Origin of the sequence: Pseudomonas sp. NPDC087358, assembly GCF_044900785.1 — a bacterium.
Lineage (GTDB): Bacteria > Pseudomonadota > Gammaproteobacteria > Pseudomonadales > Pseudomonadaceae > Aquipseudomonas.
On sequence record NZ_JBJDOA010000012.1, the window covers coordinates 18132 to 39154 of the forward strand.

At 61.0% G+C, this 21023-nt stretch carries 18 protein-coding genes and 1 pseudogene; 13 read left to right on the forward strand and 6 right to left on the reverse strand.

The features are described from left to right. The first annotated feature begins 71 nt into the window (after positions 1-71). From ACI2KS_RS23325 to pepN, 6 genes are read left to right on the forward strand one after another with little or no spacing between them, the layout of a single operon-like run. On the forward strand, positions 72-962 hold the full coding sequence (locus tag ACI2KS_RS23325; RefSeq protein ID WP_404623370.1) for an NAD(+) kinase: 891 nt from the start codon (positions 72-74) through the stop codon (positions 960-962). After that, on the forward strand, positions 962-1933 hold the full coding sequence (locus tag ACI2KS_RS23330; RefSeq protein WP_404623371.1) for a metallophosphoesterase: 972 nt from the start codon (positions 962-964) through the stop codon (positions 1931-1933). Before ACI2KS_RS23325 ends, ACI2KS_RS23330 begins: the two co-directional genes overlap by 1 nt. Continuing rightward, positions 1930-2802 (forward strand): rhomboid family intramembrane serine protease, encoded by an 873-nt coding sequence (locus tag ACI2KS_RS23335; RefSeq protein WP_404623372.1) that lies wholly within the window; start codon positions 1930-1932, stop codon positions 2800-2802. The genes ACI2KS_RS23330 and ACI2KS_RS23335 overlap by 4 nt, the downstream gene beginning before the upstream one ends. Before the next feature lie 29 nt (positions 2803-2831). Then, positions 2832-3092 carry a YeaC family protein gene (locus ACI2KS_RS23340; protein ID WP_404623373.1) on the forward strand — a complete coding sequence of 87 codons (261 nt, stop codon included), beginning with the start codon at positions 2832-2834 and terminating at the stop codon, positions 3090-3092. Beyond that, positions 3089-3919: a DUF2797 domain-containing protein gene (locus ACI2KS_RS23345; RefSeq protein ID WP_404623374.1), complete on the forward strand. Its 831-nt coding sequence runs from the start codon at positions 3089-3091 to the stop codon at positions 3917-3919. Before ACI2KS_RS23340 ends, ACI2KS_RS23345 begins: the two co-directional genes overlap by 4 nt. 32 nt (positions 3920-3951) lie before the next feature. Beyond that, a complete protein-coding gene (gene pepN / locus ACI2KS_RS23350) occupies positions 3952-6615 on the forward strand; it encodes an aminopeptidase N (RefSeq protein WP_404623375.1) in 2664 nt (887 codons plus the stop codon). A 1609-nt stretch (positions 6616-8224) separates the two neighbouring features. Here the strand turns inward: pepN and queD are convergent. Then, complete coding sequence (gene queD, locus ACI2KS_RS23355; protein WP_404623376.1) at positions 8225-8581, reverse strand: 6-carboxytetrahydropterin synthase QueD; 357 nt, start codon at positions 8579-8581, stop codon at positions 8225-8227. A gap of 286 nt (positions 8582-8867) precedes the next feature. Between queD and ACI2KS_RS23360 the strand changes: the two genes are divergently transcribed. The 7 genes and pseudogenes from ACI2KS_RS23360 (at position 8868) to ACI2KS_RS23390 (ending at position 14528) form a co-directional block, all read left to right on the forward strand. Beyond that, positions 8868-9176 carry a PepSY domain-containing protein gene (locus ACI2KS_RS23360; protein ID WP_404623377.1) on the forward strand — a complete coding sequence of 103 codons (309 nt, stop codon included), beginning with the start codon at positions 8868-8870 and terminating at the stop codon, positions 9174-9176. Next, complete coding sequence (locus tag ACI2KS_RS23365; protein WP_404623378.1) at positions 9176-9505, forward strand: PepSY domain-containing protein; 330 nt, start codon at positions 9176-9178, stop codon at positions 9503-9505. Before ACI2KS_RS23360 ends, ACI2KS_RS23365 begins: the two co-directional genes overlap by 1 nt. Continuing rightward, positions 9505-10173, forward strand: coding sequence for a response regulator transcription factor (locus ACI2KS_RS23370; RefSeq protein ID WP_404623379.1), 669 nt, complete (start codon positions 9505-9507; stop codon positions 10171-10173). The genes ACI2KS_RS23365 and ACI2KS_RS23370 overlap by 1 nt, the downstream gene beginning before the upstream one ends. After that, the gene (locus tag ACI2KS_RS23375; RefSeq protein ID WP_404623380.1) at positions 10170-11501 is read left to right on the forward strand and encodes an ATP-binding protein; all 1332 of its coding nucleotides are present in this window, start codon (positions 10170-10172) and stop codon (positions 11499-11501) included. The genes ACI2KS_RS23370 and ACI2KS_RS23375 overlap by 4 nt, the downstream gene beginning before the upstream one ends. Positions 11502-11717: 216 nt before the next feature. Next, positions 11718-12449: pseudogene (locus ACI2KS_RS23380) on the forward strand (cache domain-containing protein); the annotation flags it as partial. Positions 12450-12551: 102 nt separating this feature from the next. After that, positions 12552-13307, forward strand: a complete 756-nt coding sequence (locus ACI2KS_RS23385) for a methyl-accepting chemotaxis protein (RefSeq protein WP_404623548.1) — start codon at positions 12552-12554, stop codon at positions 13305-13307. A 156-nt stretch (positions 13308-13463) separates the two neighbouring features. Continuing rightward, the gene (locus ACI2KS_RS23390; RefSeq protein WP_404623381.1) at positions 13464-14528 is read left to right on the forward strand and encodes an AI-2E family transporter; all 1065 of its coding nucleotides are present in this window, start codon (positions 13464-13466) and stop codon (positions 14526-14528) included. A gap of 781 nt (positions 14529-15309) precedes the next feature. Here the strand turns inward: ACI2KS_RS23390 and nuoN are convergent. The 5 genes from nuoN to nuoJ are packed head-to-tail and all read right to left on the reverse strand — an operon-like array spanning position 15310 to position 21020. Further along, entirely contained in the window at positions 15310-16767 is a 1458-nt protein-coding gene (gene nuoN, locus ACI2KS_RS23395) for an NADH-quinone oxidoreductase subunit NuoN (protein ID WP_404623382.1), read from the reverse strand. Between the two features lie 7 nt (positions 16768-16774). Then, entirely contained in the window at positions 16775-18307 is a 1533-nt protein-coding gene (gene nuoM, locus ACI2KS_RS23400; RefSeq protein WP_404623383.1) for an NADH-quinone oxidoreductase subunit M, read from the reverse strand. A gap of 52 nt (positions 18308-18359) precedes the next feature. Then, the gene (gene nuoL / locus ACI2KS_RS23405; RefSeq protein ID WP_404623384.1) at positions 18360-20207 is read right to left on the reverse strand and encodes an NADH-quinone oxidoreductase subunit L; all 1848 of its coding nucleotides are present in this window, start codon (positions 20205-20207) and stop codon (positions 18360-18362) included. Beyond that, entirely contained in the window at positions 20204-20515 is a 312-nt protein-coding gene (nuoK, locus tag ACI2KS_RS23410; protein ID WP_404623385.1) for an NADH-quinone oxidoreductase subunit NuoK, read from the reverse strand. The genes nuoL and nuoK overlap by 4 nt, the downstream gene beginning before the upstream one ends. Before the next feature lie 4 nt (positions 20516-20519). Beyond that, the gene (nuoJ, locus tag ACI2KS_RS23415; RefSeq protein WP_404623386.1) at positions 20520-21020 is read right to left on the reverse strand and encodes an NADH-quinone oxidoreductase subunit J; all 501 of its coding nucleotides are present in this window, start codon (positions 21018-21020) and stop codon (positions 20520-20522) included. Positions 21021-21023 lie beyond the last annotated feature (3 nt).

The following is a 21023-nucleotide window of genomic DNA, read 5'->3' on the forward strand; positions in this document are numbered from 1 at the left end:
TGTGATTTGCCGCTACCGACCCCTTCGCCCATAATCGCCTTCTTTGCACGCATCGAACCTGCGGGAGCCCCATGGAGCAATTTCGTAATATCGGCATTATTGGTCGCCTGGGCAGTTCTCAAGTGCTCGACACCGTTCGCCGACTCAAGAAATTCCTGATATCGCGGCACCTGCATGTGATCCTCGAAGACACCATCGCCGAGGTCCTGCCCGGTCACGGCATGCAGACGTCCTCGCGCAAGATGCTCGGTGAAGTCTGCGACATGGTCATCGTCGTTGGCGGCGATGGCAGCCTGCTCGGTGCCGCCCGCGCCTTGGCCAGGCACAACGTGCCGGTACTGGGCATCAACCGCGGCAGCCTGGGGTTTCTGACCGACATTCGCCCTGACGAGCTGGAAGTGAAGGTGGCCGAAGTGCTGGACGGTCACTATCTGGTGGAGAACCGCTTCCTGCTGCAGGCCGAGGTGCGCCGTCACGGCGAGGCCATCGGTCAGGGCGATGCGCTCAACGACGTGGTGCTGCACCCCGGCAAGTCCACGCGCATGATCGAGTTCGAAATCTACATCGACGGCCAGTTCGTCTGCAGCCAGAAGGCCGACGGGCTGATTGTCGCCACGCCGACCGGTTCGACCGCCTACGCGTTGTCGGCAGGCGGTCCGATCATGCACCCCAAGCTCGACGCCATCGTCATCGTGCCGATGTACCCGCACACGCTGTCTGGCCGGCCCATCGTGGTCGATGGCAACAGTGAGCTGAAAATCGTTGTCTCAAAGGACATGACGATTTATCCACAGGTCTCCTGCGATGGACAGAACCACTTCACTTGCGCGCCGGGTGACACCGTGACGGTGAAAAAGAAGCCGCAGAAACTGCGCCTGATTCACCCGCTCGATCACAACTATTACGAAGTCTGCCGGACCAAACTCGGTTGGGGCAGTCGGCTTGGCGGCGGGAGCGACTGATGCTCGATCCCGCGCGTAGCTACGATCTGATCGGTGACGTGCATGGATGTGCCCAGACCCTTGAGCACTTGCTCGACACCCTTGGTTATCGCTTTCAGGCCGGCGTCTGGCGCCACCCTGAACGCATCGCCCTGTTCCTGGGCGACATCATCGACCGCGGCCCGCGCATTCGCGAGGCGCTGCACATCGTTCACGACATGGTGGTGGCAGGCCAGGCGTTCTGCATCATGGGCAACCATGAATTCAACGCGCTGGGCTGGAGCACGCCTGCGCCGCCTGAAACCGGCAAGCAATACGTGCGCGAACATACCCCGCGTCACGCCCGGCTACTGGGCGAGACGCTGGCGCAGTTCGAACAGCATCCCGGGGACTGGAACGACTTCCTCAAGTGGTTCTACGAGCTGCCGCTGTTCATCGACGCCGAGCGTTTCCGGCTGGTGCATGCCTGCTGGGACGCCAGCCTGATCGAGCCGTTGCGCAGCGCTCACGGAGATGGTCGCATCGATCAGCATTTCGTCCAGGCCTCTGCGATCCCTGGCAGCTTTGCCAGCGCGGTGTTCGATCGGCTGCTGCGCGGCACCGACATGCGTCTGCCCCATGGCATGACCCTGACCGGCGGCGACGGGCTGACCCGCGCTTCGTTTCGCACCAAGTTCTGGGAGGACGATCCGCAGACCTACGGCGACGTGGTGTTCCAGCCCGACGCTTTGCCGGAGCCGGTGGCCAAGCGGCCGCTTTCCGACACCGAGAAAAACGCCTTGCTGCGCTATGGCGTCGATGAGCCGTTGCTGTTCGTCGGACATTACTGGCGCAGCGGAATCCCCGCGCCGATCCGGCCGAACCTGGCCTGTCTGGATTACAGCGCGGTGCTTTACGGCAAGCTGGTGGCGTACCGGCTGGACCAGGAAACGCAGATCGATCCGGGCAAGTTCGTCTGGGTCGATGTCACACGGCCGGAGACTGCCCAATGAATCCGGTGGCCGTTCTACGCTTGCCGCTGACCACCGATCTCAGCGGTTTCGTCGAGTTGCTGCGGCGCCTCAACGTGCCTCACCGGGTCAGCGAAGAGGCCGGTCAGCAGGTGTTGTGGGTGCCGGATGCGCCGCAACTGGCCGATGACATTCGTCAGCTCTATCAGCAATACCCCGAGGGCGATCCCACCGCGCAGCTGCCGCCGGGCCGCGAAGTGGTGGCCCTGACCCGGCCGAGCCCGCTGGTTCAGGTGCGCAGCAGCCCGGTGACCAGCATCGTGTTGTTGCTGTGTCTGATCGTCGCCGGGGTGACCTTGCTCGGCGACAATTTCGAGGCGCTGAGCTGGCTGACCTTCAACGATTTTCGCGTCAGTGGCGACTACGTCATGTTCACCCCGGTCCAGGTATCGCTGGCGGCGGGGCAGTGGTGGCGCATCGTTTCACCGATGCTGATCCACTTTGGCGTGCTGCACCTGGTGATGAACGCGCTGTGGTTCTGGGAGCTGGGGCGACGCATCGAGATGCGTCAGGGCAGTTGGCAGCTGTTGGGCCTGACCCTGGCATTTGGTGCCTTCTCCAACTACGGCCAGTATTTCTGGAGTGGTCCGAGCCTGTTCGGCGGGCTGTCGGGCGTGCTGTATGGCCTGCTCGGGCACTGCTGGATCTTTCAATGGCTGGCACCCAACCCCATCTATAGTCTGCCCCGAGGCGTGCTGGTGATGATGCTCGGCTGGCTGGTGCTGTGCATGTCCGGCCTGATCAGCCTGCTCGGTTTTGGCGAGATCGCCAACGGCGCGCATGTCGGCGGACTGATCATCGGTTGTGCAACAGGTCTTGTGGGCGGTGCATTAGCCCGCCGTAAACATTAAAATCGCCGGCTTAATTCTGGGAGAACCCAATGTCCTCTTTTGTCGAAATGATCGAAAACATCACTCCGGACATCTACGAGAGCCTGAAACTGGCCGTGGAAATCGGCAAGTGGTCCGACGGCCGCAAGCTCACGCAGGAGCAGCGTGAGCTGTCGCTGCAGGCGTTGATCGCCTGGGAAGTGCGCAACGTGGCCGAAGATCAGCGCATCGGCTACATGGGGCCGCAAGAGTGCGCCTCGAAGTCGGCGCCGGTGCCCAACATCCTGTTCAAATCGGATGCCATCCATTGATCGAGATTGGCCGCGGCTCCGTCAACAAAATGTCTGCACGGCTCGATGCCACGCAGGTTGAATACGCTTTTCGTCTGGGTGATTCACACATCCCGGTCAATCCACTGATCGGCAAGACGGTGCGTCTGGAATACCTGGGCGCCATCCATTGCAGCCATTGTGGGCGCCGCACCAAGACCAGTTTCAGTCAGGGTTATTGCTACCCCTGCATGCAGAAGCTGGCGCAGTGCGACGTGTGCATCATGAGCCCGGAAAAATGCCACCACGAGCACGGCACCTGCCGTGATCCGTCCTGGGGCGAGCAGTTCTGCATGACCGACCATGTGGTGTATCTGGCCAACTCGTCGGGCGTGAAAGTCGGCATTACCCGCTCCACTCAGTTGCCGACGCGCTGGCTGGACCAGGGTGCGAGCCAGGCCTTGCCGATCGTGCGCGTGGCGACCCGTCAGCAGTCGGGTTTCGTTGAAGACCTGTTCCGCAGCCAGGTCGCCGACCGCACCAATTGGCGGGCGTTGCTCAAGGGCGATGCGCCAGCGGTTGACCTGGCGGCCATTCGTCAGCAATTGTTCGAGTCTTGCGCCGAAGGGTTGGCGGCGCTGCAAGCACGATTCGGCCTGCAGGCCATTCAGTTGCTCAACGATGTAGAGCCGATCGAGATTCGTTACCCGGTGCAGGCCTACCCGACCAAGATCGTCAGTTTCAATCTGGACAAGGACCCGATCGCCGAAGGTACATTGCTGGGTATCAAGGGCCAGTACCTGATCTTCGACACCGGCGTGATCAACATCCGCAAATACACGGCGTATCAGCTCGCCGTGCACCAGTAGCCGTGTATTAGTACAAGCATAAGGACAGAATCATGCGCACCGATCAGCCGAAAATGATTTACCTGAAGGATTATCAGGCGCCTGAGTACCTCATTGACGAGACGCACCTGACATTCGAATTGTTCGACGACCACTCGCTGGTCCACGCGCAGCTGGTGATGCGCCGCAATCCGCAACGCGGTGCCGGCTTGCCTCCACTGGTGCTGGATGGCCAGTTGCTGGAGCTGCTGTCGGTCAAACTGGCCGACGTCGATCTGGCGGAAGGCGATTACCAGCTGACCCCGGACAGCCTCACCGTGCAGCCGGATTGCGCCACATTCACCCTGGACACCAGCGTGAAGATCCACCCGGAGACCAACACCGCGCTTGAGGGGTTGTACAAGTCCAGCGGTATGTTCTGCACCCAGTGCGAGGCCGAGGGTTTCCGCAAGATCACCTATTACCTCGACCGCCCGGACGTGATGAGCAAGTTCACCACCACGGTCAGTGGCAGCAAGCAGGATTTCCCGGTGTTGCTGTCCAACGGCAACCTGATCGCGCAAGGTCCAGGTGACGATGGCCGGCACTGGGCGACCTGGGAAGACCCGTTCAAGAAGCCGGCCTACCTGTTCGCGCTGGTCGCCGGTGATCTGTGGTGCATCGAAGACACCTTCATCACCATGACCGGGCGCAAAGTCACGTTGCGGATTTTCGTCGAGCCGGAAAACGTCGACAAATGCCAGCACGCCATGGACAGCCTTAAGAAGTCCATGCGCTGGGACGAAGAAGTCTACGGTCGCGAGTACGACCTGGACATCTTCATGATCGTGGCGGTCAACGACTTCAACATGGGCGCCATGGAGAACAAGGGCCTCAACATCTTCAACTCCAGCGCCGTGCTGGCCCGCGCCGAGACCGCGACCGACGCCGCGCACCAGCGTGTCGAAGCCATCGTCGCTCACGAGTACTTCCACAACTGGTCGGGCAACCGCGTGACCTGCCGCGACTGGTTCCAGCTGTCGCTCAAGGAAGGCTTCACCGTGTTCCGCGATTCCGGTTTCTCGGCGGACATGAACTCGGCCACGGTCAAGCGCATCCAGGATGTCGCTTACCTGCGCACCCACCAGTTCGCCGAAGACGCAGGCCCCATGGCCCACGCCGTGCGCCCGGACAGCTTCATCGAGATTTCCAACTTCTACACCCTGACCGTGTATGAAAAGGGTTCGGAAGTGGTCGGCATGATCCACACGCTGCTGGGCGCCGAGGGTTTTCGCAAGGGCAGCGACCTGTACTTCGAGCGCCATGACGGCCAGGCCGTGACCTGCGACGATTTCGTCAAGGCCATGGAAGACGCCAACGGTATCGACCTGACCCAGTTCAAGCGCTGGTACTCCCAGGCCGGTACGCCACGTCTGGCAGTGTCCGAGTCCTACGACGCAGCGGCAAAGACCTACAGCCTGACCTTCCGTCAGAGTGCACCGACCACGCCGGGCCAACCAGGCGATCAGAAGCAGCCGTTCGTGATCCCGGTGTCGTTGGGCCTGCTGGACAAGCAGGGCCAGGAAATCGCGCTGCGCCTGCAGGGCGAGTCCTCGGCGTCGAATACATCGCGTGTGATCGCGGTCACTGAAGCCGAGCAGACCTTCACTTTCGTCGATGTTGCCGAACAGCCATTGCCATCGCTGCTGCGCGGGTTCTCCGCGCCGGTAAAACTGAGCTTCCCGTATAACCGCGATCAACTGATGTTTTTGATGCAGCACGACAGCGACGGTTTCAACCGCTGGGATGCCGGTCAGCAGTTGTCGGTTCAGGTGCTGCAGGAGCTGATCGCTCAGCACCAGAAGGGCCAGGCATTGGTCATGGATCAGCGTCTGGTCACCGCGCTGGGCACGGTCTTGGCCGATCACAGCCTGGATCAGGCGATGGTCGCCGAGATGCTGTCGCTGCCCGGTGAGGCGTACCTTACCGAGATCAGCGAAGTGGCGGACGTCGATGCCATTCATGCGGCACGCGAGTTTGCCCGACTGCAGCTGGCCAACAGCCTCAGTGACCGGTTGTGGACGCGTTATCAGACCAACCGCAAGCTGTCCGAGCAGACCCCCTACGTCGCTGAGTCTGAACACTTCGCCCGCCGCGCGCTGCAGAACATTGCGCTGTCTTACCTGATGCTGACGGGCAAGCCTGAAGTCCTGGCTGCGGCGATCGATCAATTCGACAGCGCCGACAACATGACCGAACGTCTGACAGCCCTGGCCGTGCTGGTCAACTCGCCGTTCGAAGAGGAGAAGGCCAAGGCATTGGCCGTGTTCGCCGAGAACTTCAAGGACAACGCGCTGGTCATGGACCAGTGGTTCAGCGTCCAGGCGGGCAGCACCTTGCCAGGCGGTCTGGCGCGGGTGAAAGCGCTGATGCAGCATTCGGCGTTTACCATGAAGAATCCGAACAAGGTCCGCGCCTTGATCGGTGCATTCGCCGGGCAGAACCTGATCAACTTCCATGCCGCCGATGGATCGGGCTATCGCTTCCTGGCCGATCTGGTCATCGAACTGAACGGCTTTAACCCACAGATCGCCTCGCGCCAACTGGCGCCGCTGACCCGCTGGCGCAAATACGACAGCCATCGACAGGCGCTGATGAAAGGTGAGCTGGAGCGCATTCGTGCGTCCGGTCAGCTGTCCCCTGATGTGTTTGAGGTGGTGAGCAAGAGCCTGGCTTGATTGGGGTTGGCTTGTAAGGGAAGGGCTGTCCGTGTGAGCGGATAGCCCTTTTTTTGTTTTGGTGAGGGATTCTGCCTGGCGGCAGCGATCTTGAGGACGCCACCGCCGGCAAGCCGGACTGCTACAGAGCTCGGTTGCGTATGACACATTCCGGCACGCCGCAAAAAACCTGTGGGAGATTCTATGGTTTCAAACAAGCTCCTCAAGCAGCTTTGGACTATTGCGCCGCCTGCTTTTGATTCTGGCCAGAGGCCGTGGGAGCGGGCTTGCCAGCGATCTGCCGGGCACCGGCAGTAGAATCAGACGGCGCGGTAGGTCAGGCGCATAGCGTTCACAGGGTTTGCTGGCGCTTCGCGCCAGATCGTCGGCAAGCCGGACTCCCACGCCCTCCGGGCAGAAGCGATCGGCATCTGTAGTCCTGCGGGTAGAAGCGGTCGGCATCTGGAGTCCTGCGGGCAGAAGCGATCACCTCTCTTGCGCCGCCAGCTTTTGATTCTGGCCGAAGGCCGTGGGAGCTTGGCTTGCCAGCGATCTGCCGGGCACCGGCAGTAGAATCAGACGGCTCGGTAGGCCAGGCGCATAGCGTTCACAGGGTTTGTGGCGCTTCGCGCCAGATCGTCGGCAAGCCGGACTCCCACGCCCTCCGGGCAGAAGCGGGTGGACATCTGAGGGCCTGCGGGCAGAAGCAATGGACCCCTGTAGCGCCGCCTGCTTTTGATTCTGGCCAGAGGCCGTGGGAGCTTGGCTTGCCAGCGATCTGCCGGGCACCGGCAGTAGAATCAGACGGCTCGGTAGGTCAGGCGCATAGCGTCCACAGGGTTTGCTGGCGCTTCGCGCCAGATCGTCGGCAAGCCAACTCCCACGCCCTTCGGGCAGAAGCGGGTGGACATCTGAGGGCCTGCGGGCAGAAGCAATGGACCCCTGTTGCGCCGGCTGCTTTTGATTCTGGCCAGAGGCCGTGGGAGCTTGGCTTGCCAGCGATCTGCCGGGCACCGGCAGTAGAATCAGACGGCTCGGTAAGTCAGGCGCATAGCGTCCACAGGGTTTGCTGGCGCTTCGCGCCAGATCGTCGGCAAGGGGAGCGCCACCCCGGCAAACTCCCACGCCCTTCGGGCAGAAGCGATCAACATGTTTTTTCTCCGCCTCCTTTTTTCCATCTGGCGGCACGCAGTGGAAGATTCCATCGTTGACTGCAAACACCTTTAGGCCGTTTTGCTGATGTATTCGTCCTGATTCTTCATCCGGGCGAATGCGACACGTGCGAGCTTACGAGCCAGAATTACCAGGATTACCACCAGCATCATCTGCGGGACCTGACCTTCACCGGTGACCAGGGCAATCGCCGCCGAATGCAGGGTGTTGCGCTGACCGCGCCTATCAGTTCAGTCCGCGGTTGGCGGTCAAGGCAGGCGTTGATTATCAGGTCAACCAGGAAGCCAAAGGCAGCACGCTGGTCAGACACGTAGAGGGTAGTCAGATAACGTTCGGCGGTAATGCCGGTTCACAATCGGCCAGGACGGTCCTATCCAGCCTGGCCGTGAATACCGGTTCTGACAACCAGCCACAAAAAAACCACCCGGAGGTGGTTTTTTTTACACATCTGACGTCATCAGTCGCCGCGATACACGCAACCGCTGGTGCAAGTCTCGTGAATGCGAATGGCCGACAGCTCGGGCAGCAATGGCTTGAACTCGTTCCAGATCCACTTCACCAGCACTTCGCTGGTCGGGTTTTCCAGGCCGGGGATGTCGTTGAGGTAGTTGTGATCCAGGCGCTCGTAAAGCGGCTTGAAGATCGTCTTGATCTCGGAAAAGTCGCGGATCCAGCCGGTGTGCGGATCGGGTTCGCCCTGCAGGTAGATCGCTACCCGGAACGAATGACCGTGCAGGCGGCCGCACTTGTGACCTTCCGGGACGTGAGGAAGGCGGTGGGCCGATTCGAATGTAAATTCCTTGAAGATTTCCACGGTATAGAGAGCCTTGAAAGGTGGCGATCGCCTGGGCGAAAAATGCAGGGGGCGAGTTTACCAGCAATGGTTTGTCCTGCGACAGGCGAAACCTGACCGGCTGGTTGAAATCAACCGCCCCAAGGCCTGCAATGAACCCCGCGGCGATCGGCACTCGTCACATCGGCGATGTCGGCAAGCGATCCGAAAGAGGTTGATGGCATGTAGCCAGATAAATTCAGCTTGAATTAAGCTCGGTTGATTATCGTGGATCCCGTGAACATCAACACTTCAACGGAGATCCACCATGAAAACCCTGACTGCCCTTATTGCCGCTTGCGCCATTGCTCTGACTGCCGGTGTCATCCAGGCCAAGGACCTTGGCCCGGATGAAGCGCTGCGACTGCGCGATGCAGGTACTATTCAGTCTTTCGAGAAGCTCAATGCCGCCGCCCTCGCCAAGCACCCGGGTGCGACCATCACCGAGACCGAACTGGAACAGGAATATGGCAAATACGTTTATCAGGTCGAACTGCGTGACGCCAAGGGCGTCGAGTGGGACGTGGAGCTTGACGCCACCAGCGGCCAGATCCTCAAAGACCATCAGGACACCTGATGAACACCGGTAAACGTTTCCATGAATGTCTCGTTTACTGCGTGTTAGCGACTTGCGCCATCTCGGCTTCCAGCCTGTGCATGGCGCGAGACCTTGATCAGGATCAAGCGCTGCAATTGCGCCAGCAGGGCGTGATCCTGCCGCTTGAGCAATTCATAGAACTGGCACTCAAGCGTTACCCGGGCTCCAAACTGCTGCAAGCGGAGCTGGAGGAAAAACACGGTGTGCTGGTCTATGAAATTGAACTGCTGACCGCCGAAAAAGTGGTCCGCGAATTGAAATTCGATGCCCGTGACAGCCGCCTGCTGCAAGACAAGGAAGATGATTGATGCGTCTGTTATTGGTTGAAGACAATGTTTCCCTGGCTGATGAACTGGTCAGCACCCTGGGCCGACAGGGCTACGCCGTCGACTGGCTGGCCGACGGCCGGGATGCGGTGCATCAAGGGGCGAGCGAGCCGTATGACTTGATCGTGCTCGACCTTGGCCTGCCGGGCGTTCCGGGCCTTGAGGTCTTGCACCGATGGCGGGCGGGCGGGTTGACCACGCCGGTGCTGGTGCTGACCGCCCGTGGGTCATGGGCCGAGCGCATCGAGGGCCTGAAGGCCGGCGCCGATGACTACATGAGCAAACCCTTTCATCCCGAGGAGCTGCAGCTGCGCATTCAGGCGTTGTTGCGTCGTGCCCGGGGGCTGGCCAATCAGCCCCGGCTCGAGGCCGCGGGGCTGCACCTGGATGAAGGCCGCCAGTGCGTCAGCCGTGACGGCCAGGAGATTCAGCTCACCGCCGCCGAGTTCCGCCTGCTGCGTTATTTCATGCTGCATCCTGCGCAGATTCTTTCCAAAACCCATCTGGCCGAGCATTTGTATGACGGCGAAAACGAGCGTGACTCCAACGTCATCGAGGTTCACGTCAATCATCTGCGCCGCAAGCTCGGCCGTGCTGTGGTCGAAACCCGCAGGGGCCAGGGTTATCGCTATGGCGGGACAGGCGGGTGAGATCGATTCAGCGACGACTGAGCCTGGGCCTGATCAGCGTTCTGCTGATCGTCGGGCTGGTGCTGGCGCAGGTCAGTCTCTGGCTGTTTGAGGTCGGCTTGCAACGCTATCTGGAGACCGGCTTGCGTGACGACGCCGAATCGTTGCTGGTGGCGATTGTGCGCGGCCCCGACGGCCTGCAACTGGACGAGCACAGGTTGTCCCCCGGGTATCAAAGGCCCTATTCGGGGCACTATTTCCGGATTGACTTCGACGGCGGTCACTGGCGCTCGCGATCCCTGTGGGACCTTGAATTACCGCAACCGGAGCAAACCGGGCTGCACGCCAACCTTGAACTGAAAAAGAGCGAACAGTCGCTGTTGTTGCTGAGCAATCAGTACCGCAAATTCGGCAAGACGATCTCGATCACCGTTGCCCAGGACTACACGCCGGTCAAAGCCAGTTTTGCGCTTGTGCAGCGCATTGGCCTGGGTCTGGGGCTGGTGGCGTTGATGCTGATCCTGATATTGCAGCGCATGACGGTACGTCGCGCGCTGCGCCCGCTGGACAAGGCGCGCGAACAGATCCTTCAGTTGCAACAGGGACAGCGCTCACAACTGGACGAACAGGTGCCGCTGGAACTCGAACTGCTGGTGGCGCAGATCAATCACCTGTTGGCCCACACCGAAGACAGCCTCAAACGCTCACGCAATGCGCTGGGCAACCTCGGGCATGCCCTGAAAACGCCACTGGCGGTGCTGATGAGCCTGGCAGAAGGGCCGACCCTGGAAGCGCACCCGCATCTGAGGGCCACGCTGCAAGCGCAGTTGCAACAGATTCAGCAGCGGCTTGAGCGTGAACTCAATCGTGCGCGGCTCTCGGGTGACGCCTTGCCCGGCATGCCCTTCGATTGCGACGCCGAGCTGCCAGGGCTGCTGTCTACGCTGCGGATGATCCACGGCGAACATCTGGAACTCAGCTATCAGGTGACCCAGGGGCTGATTCTGCCCTGGGATCGCGAAGACATCCTCGAATTGCTGGGCAATGTGCTGGATAACGCCTGCAAATGGGCCGACAGCTGGATCTGCCTGAGCCTCACCCGAGCGCCCGGCGGTTACTGCCTGCTGATCGACGACGACGGTCCGGGTATCCCTGAAGTCCAGCGCGAAGACGTGCTCGGACGCGGCAATCGTCTGGACGAGCAGATGACCGGGCACGGGCTGGGGCTTGGTATCGTCAAGGACATCGTCGAATCGTTGGGCGGGCGAATCCAGCTGCTGGACAGTCCTCGGGGCGGCTTGCAGGTGCGTATCGACCTGCCGGAGCGGCAGGGCCTGCAACCGCACTGAAGAATGCGGACATCCATGTTGTCCGCGCGGCGCTGCGTCCAGGCCTCAACTTCTGCCGGCTCGGGCCGTTAACCCTAAGGGAGCCCCACGGCACAACGCACACAATAATAAAGGGTCACGATACCTATGCGGCTAAATCTCAAAGCCAGAGTCCTTTCCCTTGCGGTGCTGCCGGTGCTGTTGTTCGCGCTGATCGTCAGCGTCAGCACGGTATTCATGCTGCGCGAGCAAGCCAGGCGTGAAGTACAAGAGACCCGTCTACACCTGCTCGCCGAAGCCAAGACCACGTTGCAGAGTTATGTCACGGTGGCCCTGGGCACGATCAAGCCACTTTACGATGCCTCCGCCCCCGGTGACCTGGACGCTCGCGCACAGGTCATCAAGATGCTCTCGCAGGTCAAGTACGCCAAAGACGGCTACTTCTTCGGCTACGACTCACAGGCCGTGCGCCTGTTCAAGGGCAGCAGCCCCGATGGCATCGGCAAGAGCTTCAAGGATGTGCACGACGCCAACGGCGTCTACTACAACATCGGTCTCGTGGACGTTGCCAAAGCGGGCACTCATTACCTTGAATACTCGTCACCCTTGCCTGGCTCCAGCGAATTCGTGCCCAAGCTTGGCTACACCGAATATCTGCCCAAGTGGGACATCGCGATCGGCTCATCGGTAAACCTGGACAACATCGATGCCAAGGTTGCCGAAGTGCAGACCGCCGTTGCCCAGCGCATGCAGACCATGTTGATGAGCATCATCGGCATTGCCGTGCTGGTGCTGCTGATCATTACCGTGGTCGGCATCTGGATGGCGGGTGGCATTTTGCGGCCGTTGCGCCTGATGAAGGCCAACCTCGATGACATCGCCGCGGGGGAGGGCGATCTGACCCGACGTCTGGCGGTCAATTCCGAGGATGAACTGGGCCAACTGGCAGCGTCGTTCAATCGCTTCGTCGACAAGATTCACGGCCTGGTGCGGCAGATCGCCGAAATGACTTCGCAATTGACCGGGCTGGTGGGTGAAGTCACGCACCAGGCGCAACGCTCCGAGCTCGCCATGGAGCGCCAGCGTCACGAGACCGATCAGGTCGCCACGGCGATCAACCAGATGTCGGCCGCCGCGCAGGAAGTGGCCAAGAGCGCTCAAGGCGCATCGGTCGCAGCACAACGCACCGACGAGGAAGGCCAGACCGCCAAGCGCGTGGTCGAGGGCAGCATCCAGCAGATTCACGCGCTGGTCAGCGATATCCGTCACAGCGGCAGCTCGCTCGACAGCCTGCAGAATGACGTGACATCGATCGTTGGCGTACTGGGGGTGATTCGCTCGATTGCCGAACAGACCAACCTGCTGGCGCTCAACGCTGCAATCGAAGCCGCGCGGGCCGGTGAGGCCGGACGTGGCTTCGCCGTGGTCGCCGACGAAGTCCGCGCACTGGCCAGCCGTACGCAGCAAAGCACCCAGGAAATCCAAGGGATGATCGATCGCTTGCAGCAGGGTACGCAGGGCGCGGTCGCCGCCATGCGTCGCTCCAGTGAGGCGGGTGATGGCACATCGGCACGTGCCAACGAAGCCGGTGCGTCGCTGGACACCATTGGTCAGCTGATCGGTACCATCAACTCGATGAACGCACAAATCGCCAGTGCCGCGGAAGAACAGACCGCCGTGGCTGAGGAGATCAACCGCAGCGTGCACCAGATCGCCGTGGCGGTGGAGAGCGTCGCCGACGAGACCCGACACAGCGCCACGACCTCGCGCAACCTGACAGAGCTCAATCAGCGCCTGGCCCAGTTGGTCGGCCAGTTCCGTATCTGATGACCTGGCTGGCGGGCCGCAATGGCCCGCCAAGCGCTGCTTGACTGAAGTTCTCCCTTTGTTGTCTCGCCAGTCTTGCAGGCGGCACTCCTTCAGCGATCGAAGGACTAATGATCAGGCCGTGCGTTCAGCGGGGCGCGATGACTTGGAAGGGACATGAACGAAACCTCGCTGCAAAACAAAACCCTGCTGCTGCTGTTGGTGCTGGTGACGCTGGCGTTCATCTGGATCCTGCTGCCGTTCTATGGCGCGGTGTTCTGGGCGGTGGTGCTGGGTATCATCTTCGCCCCTTTGCAGCGTCGCCTGCTGGCGCGCTTTGGCTGGCAGCGCAACCTGACCTCGTTGTGTACGTTGACGATCTGTCTGCTGATCGCGATTTTGCCGGTGATCATTATCAGCATGCTGATGGTGCAAGAAGGCGCGGCCTTGTACAAAAGCGTCGAGAACGGGCAGCTGGATATCCCGAAATACCTGGCCGAATTCAAGGCCTTGTTGCCCTCATCGATGCAGCACTGGCTTGACCGCCTGGGCATGGGCGACTTCAAAGGCTTGCAGGACAAGATCTCCAAGACCGCGATGCAAGGCAGCCAGTTCTTGGCGACGCAGGCGTTCAGTTTCGGCCAGGGGACGTTCGATTTCGTGGTCAGCTTTTTCATCATGCTGTACCTGCTGTTCTTTTTTCTGCGCGACGGTCAGGACCTGACTCGCAGGATCCGCATCGCCGTTCCCTTGGCCGAGCCGCAGAAACGTCGCCTGCAGCTGAAGTTCACCCGCGTGGTGCGGGCCACGGTCAAGGGCAACGTGGTGGTGGCGATCACGCAGGGGGCACTGGGCGGTCTGATTTTCTGGGTGCTGGATATTCCGAGCGCGCTGTTGTGGGCAGTGGCGATGGCGTTTCTGTCGCTGTTGCCGGCGGTGGGGGCGGGGATTGTGTGGGCGCCGGTTGCGGCCTGGTTTCTGCTCAGCGGGATGATCTGGCAGGGCGTGGTGCTGGGGTTGTTCGGGGTGTTCGTGATCGGGCTGGTGGATAACGTGCTGCGACCGATTCTGGTGGGCAAGGACACGCGGATGCCGGATTACCTGATCCTGATCTCCACGCTGGGCGGGATGGCGGTGTTTGGGCTCAACGGCTTCGTGATCGGGCCGATGATCGCAGCATTGTTCATGTCGACGTGGGGGTTGTTTACCAGTGCCAAGAAGACGGTGAGATTGCCGGGGTAGTCTTTATTTGGTGGCATTGAGAGTCGCGTGTATATCCATTGTTTGTGGTGGCGCTGATGGGTTCTGGCTAACGCCAGGCCTGTTTCGCCTTCGGCGAGTTACTTGGAAAAGCACCCCAAGTAACCAAGGGTGCCTGCTCCTGGTTTGGCCTCGACTTCGTCGAGGTTCCCTCACTCCGGCGACGCTCCGTGGGCCCGCCGCCATCCGCCATCCATGGCGGGGGGCGGCTCTCGCGGCATCCATGCCGCTCGGCCCACGGAGCGTCGCCGGCGTTCGGCCTGCACCCAAGTCGCGATTTGTGTCGCTTGAACTATCGCGCATGACGATCGTTCCCACGCTCCGCGTGGTAACGGAGCGCATGACGCTCCGCGTCATTTTGGACGCAGAGCGTCCTGGACGGCATTCCCACGCGGAGCATGGGAACGATCTTGATCTTGATCTTGATCTTGATCTTCGTGCGCGAAAGTCCAGACGCCACAAATCGCGACTTGGGTGCAGGCTGAACGCAGGTGGCGTGTAGTGGGCCGAGCGGCATGGATGCCGCGAGAGCGCTGCTAGGACATGGATGTCCGTTCAGCGCGGGCACACGGAGCGTCGCCGGAGTGAGGGTACGACGACGAAGGAGTCGCCAAACCAGGAGCAAGGACACTTGGTTACTTGGTGTCTTTTCAAGTAACTCGCCGAAGGCGAAACAGGTCTGGCGTTAGCCAGAACCCATCAGCGCCACCAGACAATAAAAAACCCTGCTAAAGAGCAGGGTTTTTCACATCTCACCAGACCATCACAACCCGGCGTGCTGCACCAGAGACAGCAATGGCTGCGGATAGACGCCGAGGAAGAACGCCAGCAGCGTAATACCCAACAGCATCACACCACCGGCACGCTGCGCCCAGTTGAACGGGGCATCGTGACGCTGGATCTTCGAGTCCTGCAGATACAGGGTCACCATCACACGCAGGTAGTAGAACACGCCGATGGCGCTACCCACGACCAGCGAACCGGTCAGCCACCACAGGTGAGCTTCGACACCGGTGGCGATGATGTAGAACTTGCCGATGAAACCTGTGGTGAGCGGGATACCGGCCAGCGACAGCATCATCACCGTCAGGACCGCAGTCAGGTACGGACGACGCCAGAACAGGCCGCGATACTCGAACATCGCATCGGCATCGCGACCGCTGTAAGGCGACGACATCAGTGTGATCACGCCGAACGCGCCCAGGCTGGTCAGCACGTAGGTCACCAGATACACACTGATGGCCTCGACCGCCAGGCCTTTGCTGGCGACCATCGCGATCATCAGGTAACCGAAGTGGGCGATGGAGGAGTAACCCAGCAGACGCTTGAGGTTGGTCTGCGTCAGCGCCAGCAGGTTACCGATGATGATCGACGCCACGGCGATGACCGACATGACATCGGTCAGCACGCCGCTGGTGGCCGCTGGCGAGATCTGGAACAGGCGAACCAGCACGCCGAATACCGCGACCTTGCTGGCAGTGGCGAGGAACGCCGCCACCGGGGCAGGGGCGCCTTCGTACACGTCAGGGGTCCACAGGTGGAACGGCACCAGCGACAGCTTGAAGCCAAGACCCACCAGCATCATCCCCAGGCCCAGGCTGGCGATCGGGCTTGGCAGACCGGTGGCCGCAATGGCCTTGCCGATCTCGGTAAAGCCCAGGCTGCCCGATTCTGCGTAGAGCAGGGCCATACCGAACAGCAGGAACGCGGATCCTGCCGCCGACAGCACCATGTACTTGATGCCGCCCTCCAGCGAACGCTTGTTGAAGAAGGCGTAGGCCACCAGACCGTAGACCGGCACCGAGAGCAGCTCCAGACCGATGAACAGGCTGGCCAGGTGTTGCGCGGCGACCAGCACCAGACCGCCGGCAGCGGCCATCAGGATCAGCAGGTAAAGCTCTTCACGGTTACCCGGGTAACCCGCCTTGCCTTCGCCCAGATAGGCGTGAGCCAGGGTGACGCAGGCCAGGGTCGAAACCAGGATGATGCCCATGTACAGACAGGCGAAGCTGTCGATCTGCAGCAGCGGCGTGACCACCAGCGGCGCGACCTTGAGGGCCGGGTAGATCGACAGCAGAGCCAGGTTGAGTCCCGCTACGGTCAGCAGGAACGATTGCGAGTGATTGCGACGCCATGCGATGCCCAGCATCACCACCACGATGGTGAGACTGGTGATCAGCAGCGGCGCCAGCGCAATAAAGTGTTGAATCGTCAGGTCCATAGCGCTCTTACCGGGCCGAAGCGAGTTGAGTGAAGGCGGTGCTCAGCCATTGCTGCACGCCATGCATGGTCGCCGATGAGGTGTCCAGAACCGGCTGCGGGTAGACACCCAGCAGCACCAGCAACACCGCCAGGCCCAGCACCATGATCAATTCCCGTCCATCCATGCCCTTGAGGATCTCTTCGGTCTTTGCAGGCCCGAAGTAGGCGCGGTGGATCATGATCAGTGAGTAGACCGAACCGAATACCAGCCCTGAAGTGGCGATGGCAGTGATCCAGGGGGCGTGGACGAAGCTGCCGATCAGGATCAGGAACTCGCCGACGAAGTTACCGGTGCCTGGCAGGCCCAGCGATGCGGCGGCGAAGAACAGGCTGATGGCCGGCAGGTAAGCGATCTTGTTCCACAGGCCGCCCATTTCGCGCATGTCACGGGTATGCAGACGCTCGTACAACTGACCGCTGAGGATAAACAGCGCGGCGGCCGACAGACCGTGCGCCAGCATCTGCACCACGACGCCTTGCAGAGCTTGCTGGCTGCCGGAGTAAATGCCGATCAGCACGAAACCCATGTGCGAGACGCTGGAGAACGCGATCAGACGCTTGATGTCGGTCTGGGCGAAGGCCAGGAAGGCACCGTAGAAGATACCGATCAGGCCCAGGACCATGGCGATTGGCGCGAACTCCGCCGAGGCATTGGGGAACAGTGGCAAAGCGAACCGCAGCAGACCATAGGCAGCGGTCTTGAGCAGGATACCCGCCAGGTCCACCGAACCTGCGGTCGGCGCCTGGGCGTGAGCGTCAGGCAACCAGGAGTGCAGCGGCACGATCGGCAGCTTCACCGCGAAAGCGATGAAGAAGCCCAGCATCAGGATGTACTCGGTGCTGTGGGACAGCTTGGTCTTCAACAGATCGGCGTAGCCGAAGGTGATGACACCGGTCTGGTTGAAGTGCACCAGCACCAGACCCAGGATCGCCACCAGCATGATCAGGCCGCTGGCCTGAGTGAAGATGAAGAACTTGGTCGCGGCGTAGATGCGGGTCTTCTTGCCGTCCGCCGAGCTGTGACCCCAGAGCGCGATGAGGAAGTACATCGGCACCAGCATCATTTCCCAGAAGAAGAAGAACATGAACAGGTCGATGGCCAGGAACACGCCAACCACACCGCCCAGGATCCACATCAGGTTCAGGTGAAAGAAGCCGACGTTACGCTGGATTTCTTTCCAGGAGCAGAGTACCGAAAGGATACCCAGCAGGCCGGTCAACAGGGTCATCAGCAACGACAGGCCATCGAGCGCCAGGTGCACGCTGATACCGAAGCGCTGAATCCACTGCAGCTTGAATTCAAGCGCCCAGGTTGGGTCGGCGCCCGGAGCCGGGGCATAGGTAAAGGTACCGCTGCTCCACAGCCACAGGCCCAGGATCGTCTCGAGAGACATGGTCAACAGCGCAATCCAGCGCGGCAGGGTGGCGCCGAAGCGCTCACCTTGCCAGCACAGCAGGCCGCCGATAAAGGGGATCAGGATTAGCCAAGGCAGAATCATGACGGGCTCAATTCCTTTCGCAAAGTCGCAAGGTTCATGTCAGATCGACTCATCAGACCAACACAATCGCGCCAAGTACCAGTACGGCACCTGCGGCGATAGAAGCGGCATACCAACGCAGCTGACCGGTTTCGGTGCGGCTCATCAAGCCGTTACCGGCTTTGACCAGACGCGGGATCAGACCGATCGTGTGGTCGAGCGGGTCGCCACGCAGAAGGCGGCTGATCGCCAGGTAAGGTTTGACGAACAGCACGTCGTAAACCCAGTCGAAGCCCCAGGCGGCGAACCACCAGGCGGACAGGAAACGACCCGGGCCGCTGTTGGCGATGGCGGTGACCAGGCGACGCTTGCCCAGGAACAGCAGCGCGGCCAGCAGGATACCGGCCAGGGCGATGGCCCCCGAGGCGATTTCCAGACTGTGCTTGGCTTCGCCACCGGCATGTCCGGCGCTTTCCGGCAACACGCCGGCCAGTGGCGGATGAATCCAGGCGCCGATGAAGGTCGACAGCACGATCAGCACGCCCAGTGGCAACCAGTGGGAAATCCCGTGGCCGGCATGAGCTTCGGTCTTCGCTTCACCGTGGAAGGTGATGAAGATCAGGCGGAAGGTGTACAGCGAGGTCATGAAGGCCCCGACCAGACCTGCGTACAGCAGGTACTGATGGCCGCTGGCGAAGGCTTCCCAGAGGATCTCGTCCTTGGAGTAGAAGCCTGCGGTCAGCAGAGGCAGTGCCGACAGGGCCGCGCCGCCGACGATGAAGCTGGCATAGGCCAACGGCAGTTTTTTCCACAGGCCGCCCATCTTGAAGATGTTCTGCTCGTGGTGGCAGGCAACGATTACCGCACCGGAGGCAAGGAACAGCAGGGCCTTGAAGAAAGCGTGAGTCATCAGGTGGAAGATCGCGCCATCCCATGCACCGACGCCCAGGGCCAGGAACATGTAGCCGATCTGGCTCATGGTCGAGTAGGCAAGGATACGTTTGATGTCGGTCTGTACCAGCGCCGCGAAACCGGCCAGCACCAGCGTCACGCCGCCGACGATGCCCACCAGGTGCAGGATGTCCGGCGCCAGGATGAACAGGCCGTGGGTCCGGGCGATCAGGTAGACACCGGCGGTAACCATGGTGGCCGCGTGGATCAGTGCCGAGACGGGAGTGGGACCGGCCATCGCGTCAGCCAGCCAGGTCTGCAGCGGCAGCTGCGCGGATTTACCGACAGCGCCGCCCAGCAGCATCAGGGTTGCCAGCACGATCCAGAAATCACCGACCTTGAAGTGCTGCGGAGCACGCACCAGCAGCTCCTGAATGTTCAACGTGCCCAGTTGCTGGAACAGGATGAACAGGCCGATGGCCATGAACACGTCGCCGATACGGGTCACGATGAAGGCTTTGAGTGCGGCGTTGCCGTTGTTGCGGTTGCTGTAATAGAAACCGATCAACAGATAAGAGCACAGGCCCACGCCTTCCCAACCGAAGTAGATGAACAGCAGGTTGTCGCCCAGGATCAGGAACAACATGCTGGCAATGAACAGGTTGGTGTAGGCGAAGAAGCGCGAGTAGCCGTCTTCACCGCGCATGTACCAGGAGGCGAACAGGTGGATCAGGAAGCCGACGCCGACCACCACGCCCAGCATGGTGATGGACAGGCCATCGACATACAGCGCGAAGTTGGGATCGAAGCCGTCAACCGACATCCAGCGCCACAGCACCATGGTCAGGTGCCCGCCTTCGGGTGGTGCGACGTTGAATTGCCAGATCACATAGGCGGCGACGATGGCCGACAGGCCAATGGAGCCGACGCCGATCAGGGCGGACAGGTTTTCCGACCATTTGCCGCGTGAAAACGACAGCAGCAGGAAACCGATCAGGGGGAATACGAAAGTCAGAAAGAGTAGGTTCATCCGCGCATCTCGCTGGCAGCGTCGATATCGAGAGTGTGGAAGCGGCGATACAGTTGCAGCAGGATCGCCAGACCAATACTGGCCTCGGCTGCGGCAAGGCTGATCACCAGGATGAACATGATCTGGCCGTCAGGCTGCGCCCAGCGGCTACCCGCCACGACGAAGGCCAGTGCGGCAGAGTTCATCATTACTTCCAGGCTCATCAACACGAACAGAATGTTGCGGCGTACCAACAGGCCCGCCAGGCCGAGGCAGAACAGGATGCCGGCGACTGCCAGACCGTGTTCCAGAGGGATTGCTGCATTCATGGGTTTACTCCTTCGCCTCAGTGCGGCCGAGGTGGAACGCCGTCACGGCTGCGGCAAGCAGCAGCATCGAGGCGAGTTCGACCACCAGCAGGTAAGGACCAAACAGGCTGATACCGACCGCCTTGGCGTCCACCGTGGTGTGGCCGATACCGGCACCGGTGGAGTTGGCGAACAGTACGTACAGCAGTTCAGCCAGCAGCAGGCCGCCCAGCAGGATCGGGCCAAGCCAGATGCCGGGCTTGAGCCAGGCGCGTTCCTGTTGAACCGAGGCCGGGCCCAGGTTGAGCATCATCACCACGAACACGAACAGCACCATGATGGCACCGGCGTAGGCGATCACTTCCAGGACACCGGCAAACGGTGCGCCGAGACTGAAGAAGGTCATGGCCACGGCGATCAGCGAAATGATCAGGTAGAGCAGGGCGTGCACCGGGTTCGTGTTGGTGATCACCCGAAGGGTGGCCACAACAGCGATGCCGGATGCGAAATAGAAAGCGAATTCCATCTT